This window comes from Metabacillus schmidteae (genome assembly GCF_903166545.1).
GTDB classification, from domain to species: Bacteria; Bacillota; Bacilli; order Bacillales; family Bacillaceae; genus Metabacillus; species Metabacillus schmidteae.
The window spans coordinates 1,570,371-1,586,521 of the sequence record NZ_CAESCH010000001.1 but is presented as its reverse complement, the minus strand read 5'-3'; the positions used below and the strand labels follow the sequence as shown (position 1 = coordinate 1,586,521).

At 35.9% G+C, this 16,151-nt stretch carries 13 protein-coding genes; 8 read left to right on the top strand and 5 right to left on the bottom strand.

Features of this window, described 5'->3' with window-relative positions; all coding sequences use genetic code 11:
* Positions 1-13: 13 nt before the first annotated feature.
* From HWV59_RS07640 to HWV59_RS07630, 3 genes are all read left to right on the top strand, one after another.
* Positions 14-502 (top strand): hypothetical protein, encoded by a 489-nt coding sequence (locus HWV59_RS07640; protein ID WP_102230041.1) that lies wholly within the window; start codon positions 14-16, stop codon positions 500-502.
* Between the two features lie 168 nt (positions 503-670).
* Entirely contained in the window at positions 671-1,546 is an 876-nt protein-coding gene (locus HWV59_RS07635; RefSeq protein WP_102230040.1) for a formate/nitrite transporter family protein, read from the top strand.
* Between the two features lie 1,204 nt (positions 1,547-2,750).
* Positions 2,751-3,209: a hypothetical protein gene (locus tag HWV59_RS07630; protein WP_175638495.1), complete on the top strand. Its 459-nt coding sequence runs from the start codon at positions 2,751-2,753 to the stop codon at positions 3,207-3,209.
* A 111-nt stretch (positions 3,210-3,320) separates the two neighbouring features.
* Here the strand turns inward: HWV59_RS07630 and HWV59_RS07625 are convergent, their stop codons facing one another.
* On the bottom strand, positions 3,321-3,650 hold the full coding sequence (locus HWV59_RS07625; RefSeq protein ID WP_102230037.1) for a con-10 family general stress protein: 330 nt from the start codon (positions 3,648-3,650) through the stop codon (positions 3,321-3,323).
* 225 nt (positions 3,651-3,875) lie between these two features.
* On the opposite strand from HWV59_RS07625, the gene HWV59_RS07620 reads away from it, so the two are divergent.
* The 4 genes from HWV59_RS07620 (at position 3,876) to HWV59_RS07605 (ending at position 8,342) form a co-directional block, all read left to right on the top strand.
* Complete coding sequence (locus HWV59_RS07620) at positions 3,876-4,823, top strand: magnesium transporter CorA family protein (protein ID WP_175638494.1); 948 nt, start codon at positions 3,876-3,878, stop codon at positions 4,821-4,823.
* Between the two features lie 139 nt (positions 4,824-4,962).
* A complete protein-coding gene (locus HWV59_RS07615; RefSeq protein ID WP_102230035.1) occupies positions 4,963-5,184 on the top strand; it encodes a hypothetical protein in 222 nt (73 codons plus the stop codon).
* 348 nt (positions 5,185-5,532) lie between these two features.
* Positions 5,533-6,687 (top strand): sulfite reductase subunit alpha, encoded by a 1,155-nt coding sequence (locus HWV59_RS07610; RefSeq protein ID WP_102230034.1) that lies wholly within the window; start codon positions 5,533-5,535, stop codon positions 6,685-6,687.
* A 392-nt stretch (positions 6,688-7,079) separates the two neighbouring features.
* A complete protein-coding gene (locus tag HWV59_RS07605) occupies positions 7,080-8,342 on the top strand; it encodes an Nramp family divalent metal transporter (RefSeq protein WP_175638493.1) in 1,263 nt (420 codons plus the stop codon).
* Positions 8,343-8,467: 125 nt separating this feature from the next.
* Here HWV59_RS07605 and HWV59_RS07600 read toward each other — a convergent pair whose 3' ends face one another.
* The 4 genes from HWV59_RS07600 to HWV59_RS07585 form a co-directional block, all read right to left on the bottom strand.
* Positions 8,468-9,724, bottom strand: coding sequence for an NAD(P)-dependent malic enzyme (locus HWV59_RS07600; RefSeq protein WP_102230032.1), 1,257 nt, complete (start codon positions 9,722-9,724; stop codon positions 8,468-8,470).
* A 212-nt stretch (positions 9,725-9,936) separates the two neighbouring features.
* Complete coding sequence (locus HWV59_RS07595; protein ID WP_102230031.1) at positions 9,937-10,473, bottom strand: acyl-CoA thioesterase; 537 nt, start codon at positions 10,471-10,473, stop codon at positions 9,937-9,939.
* Between the two features lie 124 nt (positions 10,474-10,597).
* Positions 10,598-11,851, bottom strand: coding sequence for a 2-oxoglutarate dehydrogenase complex dihydrolipoyllysine-residue succinyltransferase (gene odhB, locus HWV59_RS07590; RefSeq protein WP_102230030.1), 1,254 nt, complete (start codon positions 11,849-11,851; stop codon positions 10,598-10,600).
* A gap of 80 nt (positions 11,852-11,931) precedes the next feature.
* Positions 11,932-14,823, bottom strand: coding sequence for a 2-oxoglutarate dehydrogenase E1 component (locus tag HWV59_RS07585; protein WP_268921758.1), 2,892 nt, complete (start codon positions 14,821-14,823; stop codon positions 11,932-11,934).
* A 167-nt stretch (positions 14,824-14,990) separates the two neighbouring features.
* Here HWV59_RS07585 and HWV59_RS07580 point away from each other — a divergent pair, with 167 nt between their 5' ends.
* The gene (locus HWV59_RS07580; protein WP_102230029.1) at positions 14,991-15,869 is read left to right on the top strand and encodes a LysR family transcriptional regulator; all 879 of its coding nucleotides are present in this window, start codon (positions 14,991-14,993) and stop codon (positions 15,867-15,869) included.
* Positions 15,870-16,151 lie beyond the last annotated feature (282 nt).

The window sequence follows — 16,151 nt, the reverse complement described above, 5'->3', positions numbered from 1 at the left end:
TGGGGGACTATCCATGTTCGGATTTGAAGATATGGGGAAATTCTTTATTTCACTCTTTCTAGTACTTCCTCTTGTTACCATCATCCATCAAAGCGGGCATTTATTTTTCGCAAAGCTTTTAGGCTGTGAAGTAGAAATTCATATAGGTACAGGAAAAATGCTTTGCAAAATGGGCCCTTTTTGTATGCGTAAGGTCTATTTTATGGATGGATGGTGTGAATATAAAGAATTGCATCATAGAAATAATGGGAAGATCAAAAAAACCCTCATTTTTCTTGGTGGTTCTATATTTAACCTTACAACAATTATTATCGTTAATGGTTTAATTCTTCAAGGGATCCTTGAACCAAGTATACTACTCTATCAATTTGTTTACTTTTCTGTTTATTATGTTTTTTTCTCTCTCTTTCCAACACAATTTGTAAGTGGCTGTCCAAGTGATGGCAAAGCAGTATTAAACATCCTTTTTAATAAGCCATTAGAAAAAGATCCTATCAACTAATTGTTTAATAAAAGCTAAAAACAAAGAACTTGTTGTTGCTCATAAATTGACTACTAGAAAATGGGATCAAGATTAATACCTACTTAATTTATGAGCAATTTCTTTTTCTAAGAATGTTTAGAGTTATTTATTTAGGGAAACTGTTTAGAAAAAACATTGGTGGTAGCTATGAAAAATAATAATCAAGAAAAACACAGTGATAGTCAATACCCTAGCAGGCAATTTTACTTTCCCGAACAAATTATCGAATCCTTTATACTAAAAGGAAAAGAAACGCTGCAATTTAAAAGACGTGCACAATTTATTCTTTCCCTCATGGCGGGAGCGTTTATTTCATTTGGTGCCTTAGCTTCTGTTTTATTATCTATAAACATCGAAATAGATGGTTATTTTCATCTTTTATCGGGGATTGGTTTTGCCATTGGATATGCCATGATATTGTTATCAGGATCTATTCTTTTTACAGAAGTTAATGTTTTATTACCGAGTTACATTTTATATAGTAAGTATTCGTTAAGCAAAAAGGTTTTACAGTTTTGGATCGTTTGTTATATCGGGAATTTTCTGGGAGCTCTTTTTGTTGGGTTTTTACTTAATCTTTCTGGTTCATTGGATAAAGAATTTTATGAAGGTCTTCTCGTTTTCATGGAGAAAAAAATGCAGTTTACTGAGCGAGGGACATGGGGATGGTTTCAAGTTCTTTTTTCAGGTATTCTTGCCAATTGGTTAATTGGAATTGCAGCTGTTCTATCCACAGCTGCCAGAGATGTTGCAGGGAAAATTTTAGGTATCTTCCTACCTGTTATTATTTTTGAAGCAGGTAATTTTCAGCATGCTGTAGCAAATATGGGGTATTTTAGTATTACGGTGTTGGAAGGCTTTGAATATAATTGGTTTCAACTCATCTTTTATAATATTATTCCTGCCTCGATAGGTAATTTAATAGGAGGAGGAATTTTAGTTTCACTACTTTTATCGTTCGCTTTTAAAGAGGATATTGATGAAGAAGTGCTTGAAGAGGAATCAAAAAGCATAGAAGGATGAGGATAGATTAACAGGCTTTAACCTCTCCCATTCGGAGAGGTTTTTTAAATGCGTGCTAAAGATTTCTGTTTCTTGACCTAGCCGGCATTGTCTTCAATCTGCCTCAATACATAAAGAAGAGCTTTAACTTCTTGAAAGGAAGTCTTTTTAGCTTTTAGCCAAAGCCTGACAAGCTTTTTTCACTTTTTTCTTACATATGATACACAAATGGGTTTTATTTACAATTTATATCGCATTCGAGATCATTACTTCCTTATTATGGTTGTTACGTATGGGTTTTTCTTGCTTGATTCGAAAAAGCATACGCATTTTTAGTTTCCGTATGTTTTCTTCACTCTTTCACCTTATAAATGATACACAAATGGGTTTTATTTACAATTTCCATCCCATTTGACATCATTTCTACCTTATTATGGTTGTTACGTATGGGTTTTTCTTACTGGCTTCGAAAAAGCATACGCTTTTTTAGTTTCTGTATGTTTTCTTCACTCTTCCACCTTATAAATGATACAAAAATGGGTTTTATTTACAATCCCCATCCCATTCGACATCATTTCTACCTTATTATGGTTGTTACGTATGGTTTTTTCTTACTGGCTTTGAAAAAGCATACGCATTTTTAGTTTCCGTATGTTTTCTTCACTCTTCCACCTTATAACGATACACAAATGGGTTTTATTTACAATTCCCATCCCGTTCGACATCATTTCTACCTTATTATGGTTGTTACGAATGGGTTTTTCTTGCTTGATTCGAAAAAGCATACGCATTTTTAGTTTCCGTATGTTTTCTTCACCCTTTCACCTTATAAACGATACACAAATGGGTTTTATTTACAATTACCATCCCGTTCGACATTATTTCTTCCTTATTATGGTTGTTACGAATGGGTTTTTCTTACTGGCTTCGAAAAAGCATACGCATTTCCAGTTTCCGTATGTTTTCTTCACCCTTTCACCTTATAAACGATACACAAGTGGTTAATTCTCTTTAAATGTGATTTAGCTAATTTCTTACCAACCTCATAAATAATTACCCTCTTTTTAAATAATTTGTCTGTTTTTTTCCTTCCAAGGTATTTATAATGGAATCTATAAGTTTTTTAATAAATAAAAGCAACTCTTTCAAATTCTTGTGAGTTGGAAATTCATAACATATACATGGTCAACATATACTTAACAAAAGAACTAAAAGAGGGAATAAAGTGACAGAACATAATAAAATTATTCAGATAGCTAATGAACTGTTGTATGTATCTAATAGTTTGGTTGAAGTTAAAATCGAAGAAAATTGTCCGTTAAATCGGAATATAGGCGGGAAATACAGTCTAAACGAGCATTCCATTACATTATATATAGCTGAAATAAAAAAACAATGTGAGTTATTGTTCCCAGGGAAAAATGTATTCCTTGATTACACAGCTGTTATTCTTGCTCATGAACTCGGGCATGCCACAGATGAATCTCTTTTAACTTTGATTGAATTGCAAGAGAAAACAAAGGAGCCGTTAAAAAGAAGACAAATTGACTTTCTAATTGAGTTTCAAGCGTGGAAAAATGCAAAAAATTTAGTACCTAATATTCCATCTTCTTTTTTTAATTATATAAAACGTCATTCGTTAGAGTATTATTACAATGAAATGAATCGGTATTATGCTGTTTAAAATCGACGTGCTAAATAGACACCCATAAATCCTCAAAATAGAAGCTTGTACAATTCAGTACAAGCTTCTACACGTTACTTAATTTTTATCGTTACATTTCAATAATGAAAATTAATCGTTATCTCGTTGTTTACTGCGGGATTCTCCACCCTTTTCACCAATTTCCTGGTAAAACTCTTTATCATGGTTTTCTGAAGTAGCTTCTCCGCCTTTGCGTCCGATTTCCTGATAAAACTCTTTATCATGGTTTTCTGAAGTGGTTTCTCCACCTTTGCGTCCAATTTCCTCATAAAATTCCTTATCATGATTCTCTGAAGTGGCTTCTCCGCCTTTGCGTCCGATTTCCTGATAAAATTCTTTATCGTGATTCTTTGAAGTGGCTTCTCCACCTTTGCGACCTGCTTCTTCTACTGTCATTTTTTTATCATCGTTTTTAGCCATTTTCAATTCCTCCTCGAAAAAGTAAAATATAGTTTGTCCTCTCGGACTTAATGAACTATAACCGCTTTGTTAAGAATGTAAACATTATTTTCAAATAAAAGTTAGTACTTTTTCAATCCGACCTTCTGTAACTTTGTAATACAAGTACCACTATTCTATTATCAGGTTTCATTTATTCACCAATCGGGAATTTAATAGATAAAAACTTGTATATAAGGTGATAAAATGATAACGAGTATCGGCCCCAATAACTGGAAATGGCATCAATATAACAAGAATGAGATTGAAAAGATAAAACATGTTATCCATAAAGAATATTGTCCCTTTAATAAGGAATGGCTGGATAATGTTCAGGAAAATAAAACAAATTGCCTAAGAACTGTACTATTAGAAAATGAGAAAAAAATTGTAAAAGGATCACTTGTTTACGATCAAAACTTCGATGATGAATTAGAACATAAAATTTGCCATTTTTATATAACAAATGATCAATTAATTACCGTAGATCTTGAGCTTTCTTCTCTTCAGCATATGAGCCAGGAACTATTATTCCAACAAATTGATAAAACAGAAAATGCAGTTGATGGCTTTTTAATTATTCTTGGAGAACTAATGAATGAAATGTTATACGGTATTGATCAATTTGAAGAAAAACTAAATAAACTGATTTGGAATGTAAGTAAAAAAAATAAAACAAGCATTCTTGATAAAATATACATACAGCGACATGAACTCTTAATTTGGAAAAACCTAATTATTCCAATGAAGGAGTTAAAAATGGCCATAGAGGAAATCTATCTTGATGATATTAATACAGGAAACATTTTCAAACGTACATGTAAAAAGATTGACAGAGCAATGGCTCTAATTACCGAATATGAAACTGAAATTGATTCTATGATTAATTTAGAAGAGGTCATTTCCTCCCATCGCGGAAATGAAATTATGAAAACTTTAACAGTTATAACGACAATCTTCACTCCAGTAATGGCCCTTGGTGCTCTATGGGGAATGAATTTCAAGCACATGCCTGAGCTCGAATGGAAATACGGCTATTTATTTTCAGTCTTACTAATCGTAATTTCCACTCTGGCCCTTTATGGTTATTTAAAAATGAAAGGCTGGACGGGTGACCTTCTAGAAGGCAGAAAAAAGGGCTCATTTTTCGAATGACAGACTAGTAAATAAAAACAATACCTATCATTTTGGTCATGATTTAAAACTTCTTTAATCTTTTTGCCATTTTTATGAAATGTTCGTGTAACATGAGTATGATACGATCTTTATAAAGCTGAAAAAAGGAGTTTAATCTATGCCAAAATATTTCATAGATCATTCCAAACTAGTCGTCCATCGAACAGCTTTCATTACTGATGGATGTAACCATCATAAGATCCTTCTTAAAAACTTAGAAGAAACAAATAATGATGAACAAGTACTAAACTTGATAGATCAAGAAGAGTATAATGGATGCCCCCACTGTTTTGACTATTTTGCCTTAATGAAGAATAGCCGAGATTATGTTAGCCACTAGATGTCATGTCTGATCATATGAAATGACTTTATTTATGAACCAAAAAGCTCCTTTTAAAGAAAGATCCATCTAACTCATTGCTAGATGGATTTTTTGTTTTTCTTTCAGGATTAATTCAAACCTACAAAAACTTTGATTGGTCTATATCTACTATAACTGATTTTAATCTTTCTTATACTTTTACTAAAATCTCTCTATATAGTATAGTTTAGGTATATTTTTATTTACTTCATTGGTTAAGCTGTAAGTTTTCTCTACATATTGGAAATAGTAATTCTATTAATAAAATGCTCGAGAGATAAAATAGAACGTTTAAAAAATCTGACTTTTAACAGGGGATGATAAATCATGCAAAATACTGAAACAAATAAGCCACCTTTTTCAAGAACAAATCCATTTCAAGCAAAAGTACTTAAAAATATTGACTTAAATAAACCTGGTTCTAATAAAGAAACGATGCATATTGAGTTATCTTTAGAGAACTCGGGCCTTTCTTATATTCCTGGGGATACCCTTGGCATAATCCCTCAAAATGATCCGGAACTGGTTGATTCCATTATTGAGGAAATGAAGTGGGATGGAAAAATCCCCGTAACAATCAATAAAGAAGGAGATACACTTCCACTAGAAGAAGCGCTAACAACACACTTTGAAATTACACTTCTAACCAAAAAGATTTTACAGCAAGCTGCCGAATTAACAGAAAATGAAAAGTTACAAAGGCTGTTGTTAGCTGAAAATGCAAAACAAATAAAAGAATATACGGTTGGACGTGACTTGCTTGACATGCTGCGTGACTTCGGCCCTTGGAATGCGTCTGCTGAAAAAATTGTTTCGCTTTTAAGAAAAATGACACCACGTCTTTATTCTATTGCCAGCAGCATGACAGCGTACCCTAATGAAGTTCATCTTACAATCGGTGCTGTTCGCTACACAGCTCACAGTCGTAACCGAAAAGGAGTTTGTTCTGTATTGGTTGCTGAACGAGTACAAGAAGGAGATACACTTCCTATTTTTATTCAACAAAATAAACACTTTAATCTGCCGAATTCCGAAGATAAGGACATTATTATGGTTGGTCCAGGAACAGGAATTGCCCCATTCCGTTCATTTATTCAGGAACGAGCGGTGACAAAAGCGACAGGCAGATCATGGCTATTTTTTGGAGAGCAGTATGCAGCAACAGATTTCCTTTATCAAGACGAGTTAGAGCAATTTTTAAGTGACGGGGCTTTAACAAAATTAGTGACTGCGTTCTCGCGTGATACAGAGCAAAAAATATATGTACAGCACAGAATGCTTGAGAATAGCAAAGAATTGTTTGATTGGCTGGAAAATGGAGCTTACTTCTACGTTTGTGGTGATAAGCTTAATATGGCAAAAGATGTTCATAACACACTTATTAGTATTATTGAAACAGAAGGTGCGATGACCCAAGAAGAAGCTGAAGTATATCTAAATGAGCTAAAGAAGCAAGGTCGTTACCAGCGTGATGTTTATTAAATGAAAAATGGTAGAAATTCAAGGCTTTCGTCAAATCCTAATGACGAAAGCCTTTGTTTTTTATTTATGATGTTCCTAAATTCTTTAAGAACTATTTATAGTTCAGTCCCTCTCTGTTTGTAAATAAGTTACTCAACTTGCTCAATTAAGTTTTAGTTTCGATGCTTAGTGGTATTTATGCTACATGCTAACTAAATATCTATTGATAAAGGAAGCAATTATTGAAAAAGATTTATTTGTCATTGGAATGGTTGAGTTAATAATTATCTCTATTTTTATGAAATTATTGATTTTTCTAAAAAAATAATTAATACTATAATAGAATTCATTTCATATTTTTATTTTCACTTAAATATGAAAGCGTTATTACCGAGAATACAAAGGAGGATTCCATGATACAACAAAAACATACACAAATTGAGCAAGATCTAGGGGTAAAAAAATCTACCATTATTGGACCTGGCTTGATTGTTGCTGCTACTGGCGTAGGTGCAGGTGATTTAGTTGCCGCACTTGTGGCAGGTACAAATTATGGCTTAGTTTTTCTCTGGGCGATTCTTATAGGTTCCATTCTTAAATTCGCTTTAAATGAAGGTGTTGGTCGTTGGCATTTAACAAGTGGTAAAACGATATTAGAAGGCTGGCGCCTAATGGGGAAATGGGCTACAGGTTATTTTGGTGTTTATTCAGTCATTTGGGGCTTTGTTTATGGTGCTGCAGGTACAGCTTCATGTGCGCTTGCAATGGCGGCATTATTCCCGCAACTTTCTTTAACTCAATGGGCAATCATACATGGGTTATTAGCATTTATATTAGTATGGTGGGGAAAGTATAAAACATTTGAAAAAATTATGAACGTGTTAATCGGACTCATGTTTATCGCAGTTGTTGGATCTGCCCTTTTAGTCATCCCGCAACTAGGTGATATCTTGGGGACTGCTGTACCGACACTTCCACAAGGATCATTAGTGTATGCTCTCGGTTTAATTGGTGGTGTAGGTGGTTCACTAACTATGGCTTCTTATGGTTATTGGTTACAAGAGAATAAATGGAAGGGACCATCTTTTATCCGTGCTGTTCGCTATGATTCTGCAATTGCATATATTGTTACTGGGTTGTTTACAATCTCACTTCTAGTATTGGGTGCAGGATTATTATATGGAACTGATGTTAATATTAGTGGAGAAAAGGGATTAGTAGAATTTGCTTCAATCTTAGGTAATGAACTACATCCATCTGTTCGATATTTATTCTTAATCGGATTCTGGTCAGCTTCATTTAGTTCTGTCCTTGGAGTATGGAATGGTGTTCCTTATTTATTTGCGGATTTCATTAGATCCATTCGTCACCAAGACATTAGTAATGATGATTTAAGTAAATCAAAGGCATATCGTTTCTATGTACTATGGTTAACATTCCCTCCAATGCTCCTTCATTTTATAGGAAAGCCTGTTGGATTAATCATAGCATATGGCGCACTAGGATCTATCTTTATGCCTTTTATGGCAATCACGTTGCTTTATTTACTAAACAAGAAAAAATATGTTGGTTCTATTGATCGCCATCAGTGGCTATCTAATATTGCGCTAGGCGTTAGTATTTTACTATTCATTATTTTAACTATTATTGAATTAAAAGGTATATTTTTTGGTTAATCGTAGACATGTGGATTTGATATAGGATTTCTCTTTATATGAAAAGTTACAAAGGTTGTTTTTTATTTCAATTATCAATCATACAAAATAGCAAAGGACATGGTGAAGTACCATGTCCTTTATTATTAGTTAATTTCTTGATACTCTTTTGTCGTTTTTTCCTGCAAGGATAATAGACGTTGTTTGATTTCTTCTGTATTTACATTTTTTTGTGAAACCCCGGATTCGATAGCAGCACCAGCAACCGCTGCCGCAACATAAGCAGCCACTCTGCTGTCAAATGGATCTGGAATGACATAATCGCAATGAAGCTCTTCCGCATCAATAATTCCCGCAATTGCATAAACAGCTGCAAGCTTCATTTCTTCATTTATTTCTTTCGCTTGAACATCTAATGCTCCCCGGAAAATACCAGGGAATGCTAGAACATTATTGACCTGATTCGGAAAGTCAGAACGACCTGTTCCTATTACAAGTGCACCCGCCTCTTTTGCCTCCTCAGGCATAATTTCCGGTACAGGATTTGCCATTGCAAAAATGATTGGATCTTGATTCATGGAGCGAACCATTTCTTTTGTGACAGCACCTGCTGCTGAGACACCAACAAATACATCTGCACCGACAAGTGCATCTGCTAGTAAGCCTTGTTTTTGTTGTTTATTCGTTATACGGGCCATTTCATCTTTAAATGGATTCATTCCCACAGTTCGACCTTCATATATAATTCCTTTTGTATCACATAAAATGGCATCTTTTACACCCATACTAAGAAGTAGCTTAACAATTGCTACTCCTGCAGCACCTGCTCCATTTATGACGACAGATATATCTTCGATTCTTTTATTTGCTAATTTTAAAGCGTTAATTAACCCTGCTGCTGTTACAATAGCTGTACCATGTTGGTCATCATGAAAAATCGGAATTTGACAAACCTTACGTAAGCGCTCTTCAATTTCAAAACATTGTGGAGCCGTAATATCTTCCAAATTAACTCCGCCAAACGTCGGCTGTAACAACTTAACAACTTCAACAATTTTATCAGGATCATTTGTATCCAGACAAATAGGAAATGCATCCACATCAGCAAATGATTTAAATAATAAAGCCTTCCCTTCCATTACCGGCATGGCAGCTTTTGGACCTATATTGCCAAGGCCAAGTACAGCTGAACCATCTGAGACCACCGCGACAAGGTTTCCTTTCATCGTATAGTCATATACTTTGCTTTCATCTTCATATATATCTTTACAAGGCTCAGCCACACCTGGTGAATATGCCAAACTTAAATCTTTCGTATTACTTACCGCAACTTTCGAATGGACACCAAGCTTTCCTTGATTTTCCTTGTGCATTTTTAATGCTTCTTCACGTAGAGTGGACATCTTTTTGTCTCCTTTTTTTGTGTGTAGTAGAAAACGATTTTTTAAAAGAGATAAGGAATCTTTGTGCAGTATGGACCTATTTTCAAGGCAGATTGACTAATTATGTTAGCCTTCGAATAGTGAGTAATAATCCATACTATGAATTCCCCCTAAAGATATCGTTTCATCATTTTCATAAAGATAAGTATTTTTTTAAAAGTATCGTATTTACCTTAGCCAAAACCATTACAAGATTGTAGGTCCCATGGCTGATTTGTTGTTAAAAATGCAGCTAATTCTTTACTTTTTTGTTTTCGTTCTTTACGCATTCTTGCTCTCTCGGGCGCAGTTTCATGTAACTTTTTCTCTTCTTCCGTTTCGGGAATCACTTGTGGAACGCGAGTTGGACGTTTTTGTTCATCCAGTGCGACAAAAGTTAAGAGGGCGGTCGCTGCCATTTTACGTTTACCGCTTTTTAAGTCTTCCGCAATAATTTTCACAAAAACTTCCATGGATGATGTTCCTGTCCATGTCACATACGATTCAAAACAAACTGAATCCGTCGGCTGAACAGGATGTAAAAAATCAACTGAATCTGTTGAAGCCGTTACACATTCTCTCCGGCTATGACGCGCTGCAGAAATGGAAGCGATTTGGTCAACATCACTCATTAACCTGCCTCCAAATAATGTATTGTGGTTGTTAACATCATTTGGGAACACACGACTTGTTCGTATTACTCTAGACTCTTTACAATATTTTGCTTCCATCCACACATCCCCTTAAAACCTAACTCTCTATTGTCGTTTTATTGCTTTCCCCAAATATGGATGAAGCTTCCCTATAAAAGTTTAGCTCTCATCTTATAGAGAAGCTTGCTAAGTCAATTACTTTTTATCCTTCTAATAATAAAGTTTCCGGGTCTTCTAAAAGATCTTTTATCATAGCCAGGAAGCTAACTGCTTCTTTTCCATCAACGATTCGATGATCATATGAAAGGGCAATGTACATCATTGGACGGTTTTCAATTCGGTCGTTATCAATAGCTACCGGTCTTGTTTGAATCTTATGCATACCTAGAATTCCTACTTGTGGTGCGTTTAAAATCGGTGTTGACATTAAAGATCCAAACACACCGCCATTTGTAATCGTAAATGTACCACCTTGTAAATCTTTTAATGTTAGAGCATTGTCCCGGGCTTTTTTACCAAGCTGGCCAATTTCTCTCTCAATATCAGCGAAGCTTTTTTGATTAGCATCACGCACGACTGGTACTACTAACCCCTCCGGAGCTGCTACTGCAATACCAATATCATAAAATTTCTTTAATACAAGCTCATCCCCTTGAATTTCGGCATTCAATAGAGGGTATTTTCTTAAAGCCGCTACTACAGCTTTTGTAAAGAACGACATGAAACCTAGACGGACATCATGTTTTTCCAGGAAGGCATCTTTGCGTTTTTTCCGGATATCCATAACTGCTGTCATGTCTACTTCATTAAAAGTCGTTAACATTGCAGCAGTATGTTGGACTTCTACAAGACGTTTGGCAATGGTTTGACGACGACGGGACATTTTAATGCGTTCTACTGATTTATCATTCTCTTGATTTGCCTGTAGAGCAGCTGGCTTTGAACTCGGATTTTCTGATTTTTGCTCTTCTTTTTCTTTTGTAACAGGCGTCTGTAAATGTGCTTTTACGTCATGCGGTCTAATTCTGCCAAGTGGATCACTGCTTACTACTTGATTTAAATCAATTCCCAGTTCTCTTGCCAATTTTCTAGCGGATGGTGAAGCAATCGGCTGTAATGTTTTTGAATTTTGCGGTGCGCTTGGTGTACTAGGTGGTTGAACCTCTTCTTTTACCGGTTCTTTCGACGCTTCTGCCTCGGCTCGAACTGTACCCTCTGCAGCATTATCTTCTAAAATAGCGATTACGTCACCTACTTCGACTGTATCTCCAGGCTCTCTTAGTACTTTTGTTACGACACCAGAGTATTCAGTATTTACTTCTAAATTGACTTTGTCTGTTTCAAGTTCTACAATGCCTTCTCCTTTGGACACTTGATCACCTATTTTAACAAGCCATTCTAAAACCGTTCCCTCTGTAATGGATTCTGCTAGTTCTGGTACTTTTACTTCAATCATGTGATTCTCCTCCTAGACTATTTTGTCTTACTATTAAAAGTGAATCTGCTACCTTAGTTCACTTGTCGGATTATGTTCGGTTAAAACATTCCAATTCCATGATTTAGTGTATCTACTAGACTATCTACTTCAAATGTTTGCTCAATAATACGTTCTTGTTCTCTTTTATGCACAAGTGGATCACCACCTGCAGGACTGGAACGATGCGGACGACCAATGTACCCTACTTCCAGAATGCCGGAAGCAAGTTCAATTAGAATAGGAGCGATATAATGCCATGAACCCATATTCTTCGGTTCTTCCTGTACCCAGATTATTTCACTTAAGTTCGGATATCGCTGTATAATTTCCCTTACTTGTTCCTTTGGAAATGGATACAATTGTTCAATACGAATGATGTGAACTTCATCCAGGTTTCGATTTCCTTTCATTTCCTCAACTTTTGCAGCCAAATCAATGGCCATTTTTCCTGTTGTGAATACTAAACGCTTCACTTCATTTACATTTGATCCCGTTTGCGGCTGTTCTACTACTGTTTTAAAATGACTTTCGCTAAGCTCTGTACCTGCAGAAGCAGTTAATGGATGTCTAAGCAAACTTTTCGGTGTCATGATGACTAACGGTCGAACAAATTCGGTTCCCAAAATAGCAGCCTGACGACGTAAAATATGGAAATATTGCGCTGCACTTGTTAAGTTTGCAACTGTCCAGTTATTTTCAGCTGCTAATTGTAAAAAGCGTTCAATTCTAGCACTGGAGTGTTCAGGACCTTGACCTTCATATCCATGCGGCAACAGAAGAACAAGTCCTGATTTTTGTCCCCATTTCGCTCTTGCTGCGGAAAGGAATTGATCAAAGAATGGCTGAGCAGTGTTGGCAAAATCACCATATTGCGCTTCCCACATCACAAGTGTTTCAGGTGCAAACACATTGTAGCCATATTCAAAACCGATAACTGCCGCCTCAGACAATGGGCTATTGTGAACAGCAAACGAAGCCTGAGTTTGTGGAATTCGGTGCAAAGGTGAAAAGGTTTCATTTGTTATGGAGTCATGCAATACGATATGACGCTGTGCAAACGTTCCACGTTCCGAATCCTGACCTGTTAGACGAATTGGCGTACCATCTTTTATGATTGTTGCAAATGCTAGTGCTTCCGCTGTCGCCCATTCTACCTTCCCGTTCTGTTCCAAGGCATTTTTTCGGCGTTCAAGGATGCGCTTTAATTTTGGATAGACATTAAAGCCCTCTGGCCATTTCAATAAATCCTCATTTACCTCTCGAAGGTTATCTAGCTGAACCTTTGTTTCGATAGATGGAATTCCTTTAGCAATAACCCCCGGGACCTCTACATCAGCAGCAGGTTCATCTTGTTTATTCTCTAACGCCTTTTCATATTCAGCTTTCACTGTTTCCTGCACAGTTTGATAGATTTGCTGTATTTCTTCTTGACCGAGGGTGCTGTTTGTCTGTAAATGATCAGCATATAAATCTCTTACTGTCTTATGACTAGTCACTATTTTGTAAGTTTTAGGCTGAGTAACTGCCGGATCATCCATCTCATTATGTCCAAATCGGCGATAACCGACCAAGTCAATCAAAAAGTCTTTTCCAAAGCGTACACGGTATTGATAAGCTAGATGGACGGCTGCCAAACAAGCTTCCGGATCATCTGCATTCACATGTACAACAGGAATTTCGTATCCTTTCGCTAGATCACTAGCATATCTTGTATAACGCGAATCATGGCTGTCTGTTGTAAATCCAATCATATTGTTGGCGATAATATGGATCGTACCGCCTGTTTTATATCCCTTTAATCCCGCTAAATTCAAGGTTTCTGCTACAATCCCCTGCCCTGGAAACGCGGCATCACCATGAACTAAAATTGCAAACGCCTTCGATGTATCTTGTACAGGGTAGCCGGCTTGATTGCGTTCTTCTTGAGCGGCTCTAGCAAATCCCTCAACTATTGGATCAACAAATTCAAGGTGGCTTGGGTTATTTGCTAAGGTAATACGGGTACGAACCTCACCGGAACCTGTGATAAATCGGTCGCTTCCTAAATGGTATTTCACATCTCCTGTCCATCCCTCACTTATATCGAGTAAATCTCCTGATGGTCCTTGCTGCTTTGCATTTGAATGCTGAAATTCAGAGAAAATTTTATGATAAGGTTTTTCCATTACATGTGCCAGAACACTTAAACGACCGCGGTGGGCCATTCCAATCATGACATTACATACCCCATCCTTAGCCCCTTCCCTAACCGCATGATCGAGCATCGGTACGAGAGAGTCGACTCCTTCAATAGAGAATCTTTTTTGACCGACAAATGTTTTGTGTAAAAACTGTTCAAATCCTTCCACTTCTGCCAGTTTCGTTAATAACTCTGTACACTCTTTTTTGGATAAGTCACGCTTTACAGCACCGCTTTCCACCATCTGAGTTAACCATTCTCGTTCTTCCTCTTCATGTACATGACTGAACTCATATGCTAAGGATCCTGTGTAAAAATCCGTTAATAGGTTAACTGCATCAAGTGCATTGTGAATACCCTTTGGAGCATTTGTCCATACCAACTCAGTTGGAATCGCTTTCAAATCATGCTCACTTAGGCCATATCGTTCAGGAGTTGGGAGAGAGTTATTTTTATCTTCATTCTTTTCTAACGGATTAATTTTGGCGGCTAAATGTCCATTAAGTCGAATATCATCAAGCAGTTTAGCTGCTTTTAATATTTTCTTCGTACTTGTCAGATCGCTTTGAACAGCTCCTGTTATTTCAATACTATTTTGAACGTGCATTCCTTCAGCTTGTAAAGGAGAACCCCAACTTTTGAAAAGCTCCTTTAATTCTGAATCAACCGAGTCAGCACCATTTACATACATTTCATATTGTTCCATTACATAGCCAAGGTTTGGACCATGAAAATGACTCCATGGATTTTGTTTATATTCATTTCGTGTCAACGACAATGCCCCCTCGAATAGGTATTACGTATATTTTTTATTGCATTATGAAAGAAGTAATTTACCATTGCTTACGAATAAGGATAATGCAATAATTAAAATAAATAAAATATTGAAAAATTATATATAAATATAATTAAAATTTATATCGCAAGGATTGGGAAAATATGGATTACCGAGATTGGGAGATACTAAAGGTTCTTTATAGTCAAAAGAATATTACAAAAGCAGCTAGACTTTTATTTATTACTCAACCAGCATTAACAAACCGTTTGAAGCACATGCAGGAGGAGCTAGGTGTTAAAATCGTAACCCGTGAAAGCAGAGGCGTTCATTTTACTCCACAAGGAGAATATCTTGTCCAATGTGCGGACGAAGCCCTTTCTCACTATCAAAAAGTCAAAGAAAATGTCCAAAATATGAGTCATATTTCCAGTAATGAAGTTGCAGGCACATTAAAATTAGGCGTTTCAAATTTCTTTGCTAATTATGAACTTCCATATATCTTAAAATTATTTAAAGCACAATATCCTCATGTTGAATTTAAGGTTGTTACGGGGTGGAGCAGAGATGTCACTCAACTGATCCACAACAAAGATGTTCATATAAGTTTTATACGAGGAGACTATGGTTGGAGAGGGTTATCAAAACATTTATTGTTTGAAGAAACAATATGTATTACTTCAAAGGAAGAAATAGATATTACCGAACTCCCCCATCTACCAAAAATTGAATATAAAGTAGATTATTTACTAAAATCAATAGAAGATCATTGGTGGGCTGAAAACTATTCAAAAGAACCATTTGTTAGTATAGCAGTCGACCAAGTTGATACCTGCAAGGAAATGGTGATCAATGGTCTAGGTTACGGGGTCTTGTCCAGCAGGGTTCTTACCGGGATTGATGACTTATATAAAATAGAATTAAAGGATCAGAATGGAGATCCTATATTGCGAAGAACGTGGATGTATTATCACGAGGAATCTCTGGAATGGAATGTTGTTAAGGCTTTCGTTAATTTTATTAAAGATTTTGATTGGAAATAGGTTGAAAGGTTTGTTCTGTTTAGATTAGAAATCCTTTAAAATTAATATTACTAGATACAAAGGGAAAGATGAATTTTCATCTTTCCCTTTCCTTTATTCTTACACTTCAGTTGTTTGGAAAACTGTCGAAAATGCTCCTTATGTGCTTCTAGCATTTCATAAGGATCCGACATAGTTTTGAAAGCGTTAGATTTGTTTTTCACTTTAAGGCATTTGTTTCTTATAAGTAACACTGCGTTTCTCTTTTGAAGTATAATGACAAAAGAATGTACACAAGAAGGG